Origin of the sequence: Thalassovita sp., assembly GCF_965218685.1 — a bacterium.
GTDB lineage: Bacteria > Pseudomonadota > Alphaproteobacteria > Rhodobacterales > Rhodobacteraceae > Thalassobius.
In genome coordinates this window covers 2,880,025-2,892,724 of sequence record NZ_OZ244657.1, presented here as the reverse complement: position 1 = coordinate 2,892,724, position 12,700 = coordinate 2,880,025, and the positions used below count along the sequence as shown (strand labels likewise).

Here is a 12,700-nt window from a genome sequence, read left to right as displayed (position 1 = left end):
CGCTGCTCATTTGCCAGCGCCTTGCCCCAAGTTTCCCGTTAATCGGTAAGGGGGGGCAGTTGATCCGGCGGACACTTTTCACATCACGTCGCTGACGCTTAAGAAACGTCACGGACGAAGCAATCGCCCGTGGTCGATCTCGATCCGCTCCTCAAGGCTTGCGATGCTGTCGTGAAGCAGTTGGAGGGCGTAGGCCGGGTTGTGCGCCCATGCTCCGCCATCCTTGGCGACGACCTGGTAATTATAGGCAGCCATCAGCAGTCGCGGGGTCCATGTCGCGTACCGGTTCGGAAAAATGGCCTCATCGGGTCCAATGCTTCCGTCATTGTCGCTGTCGTTGAAGAAGTAGGGATACCGATCCGCAGCATAGCCGATTGGCGCATCAGCAATCTTGCGGGCATATGTGGTGATCGCATCACCCAGGATGGCGTGCAGGCCGTCGATCTCGGTGATGATACCCCCGCTGGACGTGCCGTCGCCGTTGAAGTCTGCGTGACGCGTGCGGATGGCGGTGATCTTGTTGACGCCCTGGTGACAAGCAAAGCATCCCTCGCTCTTGACCTCGGTCGTGTGCGGATCGTGGCAGGCGACACAGGTGCCCGCGCGAGGCACATGGGTAAAGCGCCCGGCATAGGCAAGGTTCGGATACTGGAAACCGCCCCGCACGTCGGCGCCATGCATCATGGCGGCGGCCACGCCGTAATGAACGTTGATGAAGCCAAGATCAGGCGACACGGTATCAAGATCCATCCCGCCGGTTGCGGAAAGAACGGTATCCGTCGAAGCACGGCCCTGATGGCACATCGTGCAGGTCGCAGAGGCGCCCAGACCATCAACCGTCACACCAGAGACGAACGGAACGGCGTCAAGGGCCTCGGCCTGGGAAACATGGCACGAGGCGCAGCCGATCACGGTGTTGATCGTGCCGGGATGTTCTACCGTCAGGGGTGCGCTTTTGTCGGCGCCAAGCCAGTCAAGCATGCCCGTCTCGGAATGACAGGCGGCGCAGGCTTGCGGAACCTCTCCGTCCTCGTTCCAGTGGGTAAATGACGGTGAATTATAATCGCTGTGCGGCCCTTCGAGCCACGCTTCGGTGGTCTGTGTGAGGTCGGACTCTTGGGCGGCAAGCGGGCTGGCGGCCACAATCACGGACGCCGCGAGTTGAAAGAGCAAGCGGGCTATGGTCATGACGGTCTCCCTCACACAAGATACGGGGGCAAATGTTTCACATACTGGCCGGACGACCTTAACCCAGATCATTGACACGGACCACGTAGCGAGAGAACGAATCGTGTGAGGCCACCAAGGAGCAGCCCTATGCAGAACGCACGGACGGGAACCGAAACGGCGAATGCGCGCCAGATGCCGCGCCCGCCAGCGGGCGTTGTGACGGTTTCTTATCTCGCGATCTGTATCGCGCCGCTTGTGCTGGCATCAACGCGCAGCGTCGCGCCATCGGTCGCTTGGGACCTTTTCGCGGCTGGTCTTGGGCTTGTCGGTCTGGCCACGCTGGCCGTGCAGTTCGTGACGTCAGGGCGTTTCCAAATCGTTTCCGGGAAAATTGGGATCGATCATGTCATGGCCTTTCACAAGACTGCCGCCTGGTGGGTCCTGCTGGCCCTTGTGCTTCATCCGGTGGTCTATGTCGTCCCGACCTTTCTGGCCGAGCCCGCGCTTGGGTACGAGAGGCTCTGGGCCTATCTCACGCTGCCGCACTACCGCGGCGGTGTCATCGCGGCTTCGGCGCTGATCCTGCTTGTCCTGAGCGCGGGCTTCCGCCGTCGTCTTCCGCTGCGCTACGAGATATGGCGCGGCGCCCATCTGGTGCTTGCGGCCGTGGCGCTTGGCGCTGGGCTGCACCATGCGGTCACCGTGGGCCGTTTCAGCGCCGCAGGGTTTCTCAATGGCTATTGGTGGGCTTTGGGTATCGCTGCCGCGGGCGTCATTGCCGTCCTCTATGGCTGGCGCTGGGCGCGATTGCATTTGCGGCCTTGGCGGCTTGTGTCTGTCAGCAAACTGGCCGACCGGACGTGGGAGCTCGATATCCAGCCAGGGCCAAGAACTCCACCGCTTGGCTACCGCGCAGGTCAGTTCGTCTGGATGACGGAAGGAGCGCGGCGCTTTCCGTTGTTCGACCATCCGTTTTCCATCGCAGATAACCCCGCACGTCCGGGCCTGAGCCTGATCGTCAAAGAAGCGGGCGATTTCACCAACCGCATCGACGAACTGTCCCCAGGCACGTTGATCGGGATCGACGGGCCCTATGGCCATTTTATCATCGAAAATCACGCCGACGACGCTGTCCTGCTGATTGCTGGCGGTGTGGGCATCGCGCCGATCATGGGGCTTCTGCGTGATCTGGTGGCACGCGGGTATCGGCATCCCGTAAGGCTGGCCTACGCCGCCGGCGCACCCGAGAACTTTGCCTGCATTGACGAGATCTCGGCGGCCGGAGCAACGCTTGATCTTCGGACACTTCTGCTAAGCGAGACGCCGGGCCAAGGCTGGACGGGCGAGACAGGTATGCTGGATCGGGACAGGCTATCGAATATGCTGGAAGGCCTCGACCGGCAGCGCACGGTCGCGCTTATTTGCGGACCGGGCCCGATGATCACAGCGGTCGCGGACGGCCTGATCGACCTTGGAATGCCGATGGACCGGATCAAATACGAACGGTTCGACTATTCAGCCGGCGCCTCGCGGCTTGACCGTCGGATGCAGCGGCGTTTCATGCTTCTGGCGCTCGGGCTTGCGGTCGGCATCGCGGGCTTTGTCCTCATCATGATCGAGGATCTGGTGCTCGCGCTGTGACGCAGGGCAGGGGTATTCACGTGCAGCTTCCAAGACATTCGATTTGGGGCTTATCGCTTTCTGGTGAAGGTCAACTCTTTCTTTGGCCAACATAAACACGACTTTGCGCATGGCGATCTTGATCAATTAACGGCTTATCCAATCGCTGCGGGGAATGCTGGCCAAGTGCTCTTCGGGACTGATCTAGGAGAGTGCGCCCGCCCTCTTTCTTTTCCTTCATTTTTTTGAGAATGAAGGGATTGAAAGGTCTCGCGCGTGCCCGAATCAGCTAGAAAACATGACAGTATGCGACTTAGCGTTGCGCCGATGATGGACTGGACCGACCGTCATTGCCGGTATCTGCATCGGCTGCTGTCGGCCCGGACGTTGCTGTACACAGAAATGGTGACCTCGCCCGCGCTGGTGCGCGGAGGGGCGTTGCATTTGCTGGACTATTCGCCCGCAGAACATCCGGTTGCGCTGCAACTGGGGGGCTCGGACCCAGAGGAATTGGCCAAGGCGGCCAGGTTCGGCGCGGATGCGGGCTATGATGAGATCAACCTGAATGTTGGCTGTCCCTCGGATCGGGTGCAATCGGGCACGTTTGGCGCAGTGCTGATGCGCCAGCCCGATCTGGTGGCTGACTGCGTGAAGGCCATGCAGGACGCCGTGGATGTCGAGGTGACGGTAAAATGCCGGATCGGCGTGGATGATCAGGATCCCCAGCAGGTGTTGCCCGCATTTCTGGAAACCGTCAGCGCGGCGGGGTGCCAACGGTTCTCCATCCATGCGCGCAAGGCGTGGCTGCAAGGGCTGAGCCCGAAAGAAAACCGCGATATACCGCCGTTGGATTATCCGCTGGTGCTGCGGATGAAAGAGCAGTTTCCCCATTTGCACCTGTCGATCAACGGAGGCATCACCAGCCTGCAGCAAGCTCAAGAGCTGCTAAAGGCCGGAATGGACGGTGTGATGATCGGGCGGGCGGCCTATCACCAGCCCGCCGATATTCTGTGTCAGGCCGATCCGCTGATCTACGGCACAGGGCAGGCCAGCGATCCGGTGCAAGCCGTTCAGCAGATGCTTCCCTATATCGAGGCGCATCTGTCCGGGGGCGGCAAGCTGGGCCAGGTGACGCGCCATATGCTGGGCCTGTTCGCCGGGCGTCCGGGCGCGCGGCAGTGGCGGCGTATCTTGTCCGAAGGCGCCCACAAACCCGGTGCTGGCCCCGAGCTGGTGCAACAGGCGCTGGACCAAATTCCCCAAGCTGCGTGAATTTCCCTGTCGCCCTGCGTGCCTATGGGGCTAAGTAGGCGCGGGTGAGACACAAAGGAGAGCCGCGATGGACCTGACCCTGCTGGCCATGTTGGTCGTGATGCTGATGGCAATTGGCGCCTTCGCCGGGGTGCTGGCCGGGCTGCTGGGCGTCGGAGGCGGCATTGTTCTGGTGCCCTCGTTCTTCTATGCGTTCAAGGCTTTGGGCTATGACGGCCCGCAGCTAATGCAGATCTGTCTGGCAACGTCGCTTGCAACGATCATCGTGACGTCGGTCCGTTCTGTGCTGAGCCACAATAAGAAAGGCGCGGTCGATTGGGAAATCCTCAGGACATGGGCGCCGGGCATTGCCGTTGGCGCGGTGCTGGGGATGCTGACGGTGGCTTCGCTCCGTTCGTCCACGCTACAGGGGATCTTTGGCGGGCTGGCTTTCGTGATCGGGCTGTATATGGGCTTTGGCCGGTCGGAATGGCGATTGGGCCAAGCGATGCCCAAGGGGCCGCTGCGGATCGCTTTGTCGCCCGCGGTCGGATTCCTGTCGGTGCTGATGGGGATCGGAGGGGGCAGCTTTGGCGTGCCGCTCATGAGCCTTTATAACACGGCCATCCATCGCGCCGTCGCCACCGCCGCAGGGTTCGGAGTGATCATTGCCGTACCCTCGGTCATTGGGTTCCTGATGGTGCAAATCGACCCGGCCCATCGTCCGCCCTTTACCGTGGGGGCCGTGAATCTGCCGGCGTTTGGGCTGATCATCATGATGACGCTGCTGACGGCCCCGCTGGGGGTCAGGCTGGCGCATGCGATGGACCCCAAGCCGCTAAAGCGGGTGTTCGCGTTCTTCCTGATCCTGGTTGCGCTGAACATGCTGCGTAAGACGATCTGGGCCTAGCGCGAAAGGCGTGCGGCCCGTCCGCCGCGGCGTTTTTTTAGCAGGCTTTCCCGCGAGGGCAGCTCGTCCATAACCGCGCGGCGTTGGTCATCGGACATGCGTGACCAGCCGGTGATTTCCTCGATCGAGCGCAGGCACCCCGTGCACAGGCGGGCTTCGGGGTGCATCACGCAGATTTTCACGCAAGGGGATTGGACCTCGTCGCGTTTCCAGACGGCGTCGCTCATGCCGGGCCTCCCATGTGGCGCATCCGGTCCAGAGCGCCCTGCAGGATATAGCTGGCCGCGACATTATCGATCAGCTCGGCCCGCCGCTTGCGCGAGGTGTCCGATTCCAGCAAAGCGCGTTCGGCAGCGACGGTGGACAGGCGCTCGTCCCAAAAGCCAATTGGCAATTCGGTCAGTTGAGACAGGTTGCGCGCGAAGGCGCGGGTCGACTGGCAGCGCGGGCCCTCGGACCCATCCATGTTGCGCGGCAGACCCAGCAGAATACCTGTGGCGTTGCGGTTTTGGGCAATCTCCAGCAGTCGGGCGGCATCCACGCCGAATTTCTTGCGCTTGACGGTCTCCAGCGGCGTAGCCACCCCGCGCAGCACGTCCGACAGGGCGACGCCGATGGTCTTGGTGCCCAGATCCAGCCCCATCAGCGCTCCGTTTGGAGGCAGCGAGGTGGCAAAGGCTTCAAACTCGTCCAGAACCATTATTCCAATCCTGCGCGCGCGGCGCCTGCACGGACGGTGGCCAGCGCCTGCGGGCGGTCTTTGAAGACCTGCTGAGCCTCGGTCCAGATAGCCGAGGCACGCTCGGGTTCGCCCATAACGCCATAGGCGGCGATCAGGCGGGCCCATTCTTCGGGGGTGCCGCCCTCGTTGGCCAGACGGTCCGACAATTGCGCGACCATGCCACGGATCATTTCCTGCCGCTCCTCGGGCGTCATGTCCTGCGCGGCCTGCATGTCATCGGCCGAGGGACCGGCCAGGGCGGGCGCGTCGGCGGGCAGGGTATAGTTCACGTTCCCGGCCAGGGCGGCAATTTCCTCGATCTGAGCCCGGATGGGGGCGATCCAGGGCGCGTCGGCGGGCCCTTCGCGCAGCAATGCGTCCCATGTGCGGAAAGCGCGGTCAGGCCGGCCGGTCTGGGCCATCATCAACCCGATGTAATAACGCGCCGAGGCATTGCGCGGCTCCAGCGCCAGAGCGTCCAGCAATGCCTTTTCCGCCTCGGGCGAGACATAGCCGTTGGTCGCCAGGATCAGCAGGTCGGCATGGTCTACGTGGTCACGTGCGGTGGCGGTATCGCCCTTCAGCGCCAGCACTTTGGCCTGAGCTTGATGCGCGGCGGTGAAATTGCCCAGCTGTGCCTCGTTGCGGGCCAGCAGCATATAGCCCTGAACCTCGTCGGGGCGGCTGGCCACGGCCTGACGCAGTTTCTCGACCAGTTCCATGTATTCAGGCGCGGGATCGCCCATCGGCGGCGAGGGGGGAAGCTGCGCCTCCATCTCGGCCTGGGTGGGGCGGGTGTCGTGCCGTTCCTTGGCCTTTTCGATCCGGGTTTGCAGGCTCAGATCGCTATAACCCGGCGCGCCCAGTTTCCAGTACAGCCCCAACGAGCCCGCGACCAGCGCCAGCCCCAGCACCACGGCCAGACCTTGGCCCAGCCCCTTGGGTTGACCGCCCGTTTCATCGCCTGCCTTGATCTGGGCGTCGGCTGTCAGGATCCGCCGGCCAATCTCGGCCTTGGTGCGCTCGGCGTCCTCGGCGTTGATCACGCCGCGGGCCAGATCCTTTTCAACCTCTTTGAGCTGATCGCGATACACGCGCAGATCATAGGCGGCAGGCGGCTCGGCGCCGGTGCGGCCCAGAACAAGAGCCCGCGCCAACAGTGCTGCAGCCACGAATGCAAGAACGCCGATGATGATCCAGAACAGCATGAGATCTCCTATTGCTTGAGGCAAACATGTATATCCCGCGCCGCATTGGAAAAAGGGCAAACTGACGCAATGCCCCACCATGTCGCAATCGTGACCGAAAATGACGCTTCAAAACGGGGGTGAATCCGCAGATCAGTCCAGTAAGGTACTAAGCAACAGACATTTCCGGTATTAAGGTCCCGTTCCACGATGAGACGCTACTCTGCTTTTGCCATTGCCCGCGAGGCCGCCCGGTACCATTCGGGCTGGGAACGCGCCTGGGCGTCGCCCCAGCCCAAGAAGAAATACGATGTGATTATCGTTGGTGCAGGCGGGCATGGGCTGGCGACGGCCTATTACCTGGGCAAAAACTTCGGCATCACCAATGTGGCGGTGATCGAAAAGGGCTGGCTGGGCGGCGGCAATACCGGGCGGAATACCACGATCATCCGCTCGAACTATCTTCAGGATCCCTCGGCTGCGATCTATGAAAAAGCCCGCTCGCTTTATGAAACCATGAGCCAGGATCTGAACTATAACGTCATGTTCAGCCCGCGTGGCGTGATCATGCTGGCCCAGACCCATCACGAGGTCCGCGGGTATCAGCGCACGGCACATGCCAATGCCTTGCAAGGGGTTTCGACCGAATTCATCGCGCCCGAAAAGGTCAAGGAACTGGTGCCGATCATCAACATCGACGGGCCGCGCTATCCGGTACTGGGTGGACTGTGGCAGCCGCGTGGGGGCACTGCGCGTCATGATGCGGTGGCCTGGGGCTATGCGCGGGCGTGCTCGGACATGGGGATGGACATCATCCAGCAATGCGAGGTCACCGGCGTTCGGCGTGACGGTGACAAGGTCGTGGGCGTGGATACCACCAAGGGCGCGATTGATTGCGATAAGCTGGGCATCGTCGTAGCCGGCCATTCAAGCGTGATGGCCGATCTGGCCGGTTTCCGTCTGCCGATTGAATCGCTGGCCCTGCAGGCGCTGGTCAGCGAGCCGATCAAACCCTGCATGGACGTGGTGGTGATGGCAAACACCGTGCATGGCTACATGAGCCAATCGGACAAGGGCGAGATGGTCATTGGCGGTGGCACCGATGGGTTCAACAACTACACTCAGCGTGGCAGCTTCCATCATATCGAGGAAACGGTGCGCGCCCTGATCGAAACCTTCCCGATGATCAGCCGCCTGAAGATGCTGCGCCAGTGGGGCGGGATCGTGGATATGACCGGTGACCGCTCGCCGATCATCTCGAAAACGCCGGTGGATGGTATCTTCGTCAACTGCGGCTGGGGCACCGGCGGGTTCAAGGCGATCCCCGGGTCCGGGTGGGCCATGGCAGAACTGATGGCGAAAGGTTATTCCCCTCTTGCAGATGAATTTGGTCTCAATCGCTTTGCCGAGGGCCGCTTCATCGACGAAAGCGTTGCAGCAGGAGTGGCCCACTAATGAAGCTTATTACCCTTTTCGCCCTATCCATGTCCTTGCTGAGCGTGTCCGCTCCGGCCATGGCCGAGCCCTTTGAGTATGTCCTGCGTGCGGACGCCCATTCGAAAACCTGTGTGGCGCGTCACGATGGCCGAACCCAGGCCGGGCGCGCGGTAAGGGTGCAGTTTTTTGCGTTACCCAACGGACGGTTCGTTCTGCAGATGATGCCCGAAGGGCTGGAGAGTAACCGGATTGCCCGACGGCCCGTCATTTTTTCCTTCGAGGATACGCTGAAAATCGACGCCAAGGCCATGCTGCACAAGGGCACCTACCAGGTGGATCTGCGCACGGGCGATGGCTCGTCCGATCTGCTGGTGGGGCTGGTCAATCGCGTGCGCATGGAGACCCGCTTTCCCGACGCGCCAGATGATGCGCTGATCCTGTATCTGGAAGGCGTACCACAAATGATCGAACGGGTGCTGAGCTGTCAGGAACAACTCTGACAACGCACCCCAGTCGCAACTTTAACCGGCACGGAGCTGCCCATGCTGACCCTCAAATGCCCCTATTGCGGCGTTCAGGCCGATGAAACCGAGCTGCACGCAGGCGGCGAAGCCCACCTGAAACGCTTTGGCCCCGGTGCTTCGGATGCCGAGTTCGAGGCCTACATGTTCCAGCGGGAAAACCCCAAGGGCGTGCATTTCGAACGTTGGCGGCATGTCTATGGCTGCGGCAAGTGGTTCCACGCCGCGCGCTGCACCATGACGCTGGAGGTGTTCGGCACCTATGGCGCGCAGGTCAGCGAGCCTCCGCAGGACATCAAAGACGCCATCACCGCCAAAAGACCCGGCTGGCGCTGGAGGGACATCGCATGAGCACTCGATTGGCCAATGGCGGCCGTCTGCTGAACACCGGCAAACCGCTGCGCTTTACCTTCAACGGCAAACACTACAAGGGTTACGAGGGCGATACGCTGGCCTCGGCCCTGCTGGCCAATGACCAGATGCTGGTGGGCCGCTCGTTCAAGTATCACCGTCCGCGCGGCATCATCGCCAGCGGCGCCGAGGAACCCAATGCCCTGGTGGGGCTGGGCCGCGGCCCCGGTTTCGAGCCAAACCAGCGCGCCACCACGACCGAGCTTTTCGACGGGCTGGAAAGCGAAAGCCAGAACCACTGGCCGTCGCTGGAATTCGACGTGGGCGTGGTGAACAATTATGCGGCGCGGTTCTTGCCCGCGGGCTTCTATTACAAGACATTCATGGCACCTCGTGCCGCGTGGAAACATCTGTTCGAACCCATCGTTCGCCAGTCCGCAGGTCTGGGTAAAGTGCCACGCGATCGCGACGGCGATACTTACGAGCATTTCTACGCCCATGTGGATGTGTTGGTGATCGGCGGCGGTGTTGCCGGTCTGCAGGCGGCTAAAATTGCTGCCCAGGGTGGTCAGAAAGTGCTGCTGCTGGAGCAGACAGCCCATTGGGGTGGCCGCGCGCCGGTGGATGGCGGTCAGGTGGATGGTCAGGACGTGGCCGAATGGATCGCGCAGACCGTTTCGGACCTTAAACAGATGTCCAATGTCACTTTGCGCAGCCGTTGCATGGGGGCGGGTGTCTATGACCATGGCTATGTGCTGGGTTATGAACGTCTGACCGATCACGCGCCCGCGCAGGGCGGCCCGCGTCACCGTCTGTGGCGCATCCGTGCGGGCAAGATCATCACCGCCACAGGTGCAATCGAGCGTCCGCTGAGTTTCGCGGGCAATGATGTGCCCGGCGTGATGCTGGCCTCGGCCGTGCGGGACTATGTGGTGAACTACGGCGTCTCGATCGGGGACCGTACGGTGGTCGTGACCAACAACGATGACGCCTATCGCACTGCGATCGCGCTGCATCGGGCCGGGCTGATCGTGCCCGCCATTCTGGACGCGCGTCCCGGGGGCGGTGGCGCACTGGCCGCCGAAGCACGCGAGCTGGGAATCCGTGTGGAAACCGGCAAGGCCATCGCCAAGGTGCACGGCGGCAAGCGGGTCTCGGGCGTTTCGATCTGCTTGCAAGCAGGCGAAGGTGCGACCCTGGAAGAGATCAAATGCGACGCGGTTGCCATGTCCGGTGGCTGGTCCCCCGTGGTGCACTTGTGGTCGCATTGCGGTGGCAAGCTGCTGTGGGACGAAGGCTTGGCCATGTTCCGCCCCGATCCGGCGCGTCCGCCATTGGGCGCGGACGGGCAGGGGTTCGTGACTACGGCTGGCGCGGCCTCGGGGGCGATGCAGCTGGCGGATGTGATGGCTGATGCGGTAGTTGCGGCCGGCGGCACACAGGCCCCCGACGTGCCCTCAACCACCGATGCGCCGATGTTGCCGGTGTGGATCATGCCGCAAGGTGCGAACGCCAAATTGCGGATGAAATCCTGGCTGGATTATCAGAATGACGTGAAGGTCAGCGATGTTCAGCTGGCCGCCCGTGAGGGCTATGAAAGCGTTGAACACACCAAGCGCTACACCACATTGGGAATGGCGACGGATCAGGGTAAGCTGAGTAATATCAACGGACTGGCGGTGCTTTCTGATGCATTGGATCAAGAGATTCCGCGCACCGGCACCACCACGTTCCGTCCGCCCTATACCCCCATCAGCATGGGCGCGATTGCCGGTGAGGCGCGGGACGAGATTTTCCAGCCCTTGCGCCGCACGCCGATGCATGACTGGCACGAAACGCACGGTGCGCATTGGGAACCTGTCGGCCATTGGCGGCGGCCCTATTGCTATCAGCGCGCGGGGGAATCCGTGGAAACCGCTGTGAACCGCGAGATCCTGCAAGTGCGAAACTCGGTCGGGATGCTGGATGCTTCGACCCTTGGGAAAATCATCGTCAAAGGGCCGGACGCGGGCAAGTTCCTGAACCTGATGTACACCAACGCGATGGCCGGTCTGAAGCCGGGCAAATGCCGCTATGGGCTGATGTGCAGCGAAAACGGTTTCTTGTCCGATGACGGCGTTGTGGCGCGGATCGACGAGGATACCTTCCTGTGTCACACCACCACCGGCGGCGCGGATCGCATCCATGCCCATATGGAGGAATGGCTGCAGACCGAATGGTGGGACATGCAGGTCTATACCGCCAACGTGACCGAGCAATACGCGCAGATCGCGGTGGTCGGCCCCAACGCCCGCAAAGTGCTGGAGAAACTGGGCGGCATGGATGTCTCGCGCGAGGCACTGGCCTTTATGGAATGGAAAGACGGCGAACTGGCGGGCATTCCGGTGCGGGTTTACCGGATCTCATTCTCGGGCGAGCTGAGCTATGAAATCGCCGTGGATGCAGGCCGCGGGCAGGAACTCTGGGACAAGATCGCCGAGGCCGGGGCCGAGTTCGATATCATGCCTTACGGGACCGAGGCGCTGCACGTGCTGCGCGCCGAAAAGGGCTTTATCATGATTGGCGATGAAACTGACGGCACGGTGATCCCGCAGGATCTGGGGCTGGACTGGGCGATTTCCAAGAAGAAGGATGACTTCATCGGCAAACGCGCGCAGGAACGCAGCCATATGACCGATCCCAAGCGCTGGAAACTGGTGGGGCTGGAGACGCTGGATGGCTCGGTTCTGCCGGATGGGGCCTATGCGGTGGCGGACGGCACCAACGCCAACGGACAGCGCAACATGCAGGGGCGCGTGACCTCGACCTACTATTCGCCGACGCTGGGAAAGGGGATTGCCATGGGGCTGGTGCTGAACGGCCCGGACCGCATGGGCGAGGTGATCGACTTCCCCAAGGTGGACGGCCACATCGTCAAGGCGCGGATTTGCGATCCGGTTTTCTATGACAAGGACGGGGAGAAGCAGAATGTCTGAGGCCATCACCGCATTGCAGGGGGCCCAGACCCATGGCGCCGTCACCCTGACCGAGATCGGGCCGCAAGGGATGATCACCCTGCGCGGCGAGCTGCCTGCCTTGGGGGACGTGCTGAGGCAAGTCGGGCTTACGCTGCCCGGCAAGCGCCAGATTGTGCATGCAAAGGACCGTTCTGTCGCGTGGATGTCCCCGGACGAGCTGTTAATCCTGCTGCCTTATGCCCAGGTCCCCGAGGCGCTGCAGACGTTGGAAACGACCCTTTCGGGCACGCATTTCCTTGCTGCCAATGTGTCGGATGCACGGGCGATGTTCACACTAAGCGGTACTGCAGAGGCGGTGCGGGAAACATTGGCCAAGCTGGCCCCGGCTGACCTGTCGCCGGGAACATTTGAGCCGGGTGAGATTTCCCGCACGCGCATCGCTCAAGTCCCGGCCGCATTGTGGCTGACCCAGGACGGTGAGGGCCGGGTGGTCTGCTTCCGATCAGTTGCGCAATACGCTTTTGACGTGCTTAGCGCAGCCTCAGAGGGGGGCAGGGTCGGCTACTTCTGAATGC

The 12,700-nt window shown here is 62.1% G+C and carries 12 protein-coding genes; 8 read left to right on the top strand and 4 right to left on the bottom strand.

The features are described from left to right. Positions 1–108: 108 nt before the first annotated feature. Positions 109–981 carry a cytochrome c3 family protein gene (locus ACOQOQ_RS14240; protein WP_420567651.1) on the bottom strand — a complete coding sequence of 291 codons (873 nt, stop codon included), beginning with the start codon at positions 979–981 and terminating at the stop codon, positions 109–111. 336 nt (positions 982–1,317) lie between these two features. Between ACOQOQ_RS14240 and ACOQOQ_RS14235 the strand changes: the two genes are divergently transcribed. The 3 genes from ACOQOQ_RS14235 (at position 1,318) to ACOQOQ_RS14225 (ending at position 4,951) form a co-directional block, all read left to right on the top strand. Next, positions 1,318–2,811 (top strand): ferric reductase-like transmembrane domain-containing protein, encoded by a 1,494-nt coding sequence (locus tag ACOQOQ_RS14235; RefSeq protein WP_420567650.1) that lies wholly within the window; start codon positions 1,318–1,320, stop codon positions 2,809–2,811. 285 nt (positions 2,812–3,096) lie between these two features. Further along, positions 3,097–4,062: a tRNA dihydrouridine(20/20a) synthase DusA gene (gene dusA, locus ACOQOQ_RS14230; protein WP_420567649.1), complete on the top strand. Its 966-nt coding sequence runs from the start codon at positions 3,097–3,099 to the stop codon at positions 4,060–4,062. Between the two features lie 67 nt (positions 4,063–4,129). Further along, positions 4,130–4,951, top strand: coding sequence for a sulfite exporter TauE/SafE family protein (locus ACOQOQ_RS14225; protein ID WP_420567648.1), 822 nt, complete (start codon positions 4,130–4,132; stop codon positions 4,949–4,951). On the opposite strand, the gene ACOQOQ_RS14220 is transcribed toward ACOQOQ_RS14225, so the two are convergent. From ACOQOQ_RS14220 to ccmI, 3 genes are read right to left on the bottom strand one after another with little or no spacing between them, the layout of a single operon-like run. Continuing rightward, entirely contained in the window at positions 4,948–5,178 is a 231-nt protein-coding gene (locus tag ACOQOQ_RS14220; RefSeq protein WP_420567647.1) for a DUF1289 domain-containing protein, read from the bottom strand. The genes ACOQOQ_RS14225 and ACOQOQ_RS14220 overlap by 4 nt on opposite strands. Continuing rightward, positions 5,175–5,651 carry a Holliday junction resolvase RuvX gene (ruvX, locus tag ACOQOQ_RS14215; protein WP_420567646.1) on the bottom strand — a complete coding sequence of 159 codons (477 nt, stop codon included), beginning with the start codon at positions 5,649–5,651 and terminating at the stop codon, positions 5,175–5,177. The genes ACOQOQ_RS14220 and ruvX overlap by 4 nt, the downstream gene beginning before the upstream one ends. Next, a complete protein-coding gene (gene ccmI / locus ACOQOQ_RS14210; protein ID WP_420567645.1) occupies positions 5,651–6,880 on the bottom strand; it encodes a c-type cytochrome biogenesis protein CcmI in 1,230 nt (409 codons plus the stop codon). Before ccmI ends, ruvX begins: the two co-directional genes overlap by 1 nt. A gap of 189 nt (positions 6,881–7,069) precedes the next feature. Between ccmI and ACOQOQ_RS14205 the strand changes: the two genes are divergently transcribed. The 5 genes from ACOQOQ_RS14205 to ACOQOQ_RS14185 are packed head-to-tail and all read left to right on the top strand — an operon-like array spanning position 7,070 to position 12,696. Next, complete coding sequence (locus ACOQOQ_RS14205) at positions 7,070–8,314, top strand: sarcosine oxidase subunit beta family protein (protein ID WP_420567644.1); 1,245 nt, start codon at positions 7,070–7,072, stop codon at positions 8,312–8,314. Beyond that, positions 8,314–8,796: a hypothetical protein gene (locus ACOQOQ_RS14200; protein WP_420567643.1), complete on the top strand. Its 483-nt coding sequence runs from the start codon at positions 8,314–8,316 to the stop codon at positions 8,794–8,796. The genes ACOQOQ_RS14205 and ACOQOQ_RS14200 overlap by 1 nt, the downstream gene beginning before the upstream one ends. A 42-nt stretch (positions 8,797–8,838) precedes the next feature. Then, on the top strand, positions 8,839–9,168 hold the full coding sequence (locus ACOQOQ_RS14195) for a sarcosine oxidase subunit delta (protein WP_420567642.1): 330 nt from the start codon (positions 8,839–8,841) through the stop codon (positions 9,166–9,168). Then, the gene (locus ACOQOQ_RS14190; RefSeq protein WP_420567641.1) at positions 9,165–12,143 is read left to right on the top strand and encodes a sarcosine oxidase subunit alpha family protein; all 2,979 of its coding nucleotides are present in this window, start codon (positions 9,165–9,167) and stop codon (positions 12,141–12,143) included. The genes ACOQOQ_RS14195 and ACOQOQ_RS14190 overlap by 4 nt, the downstream gene beginning before the upstream one ends. Further along, positions 12,136–12,696 carry a sarcosine oxidase subunit gamma gene (locus ACOQOQ_RS14185; RefSeq protein WP_420567640.1) on the top strand — a complete coding sequence of 187 codons (561 nt, stop codon included), beginning with the start codon at positions 12,136–12,138 and terminating at the stop codon, positions 12,694–12,696. Before ACOQOQ_RS14190 ends, ACOQOQ_RS14185 begins: the two co-directional genes overlap by 8 nt. Positions 12,697–12,700: the final 4 nt, after the last annotated feature.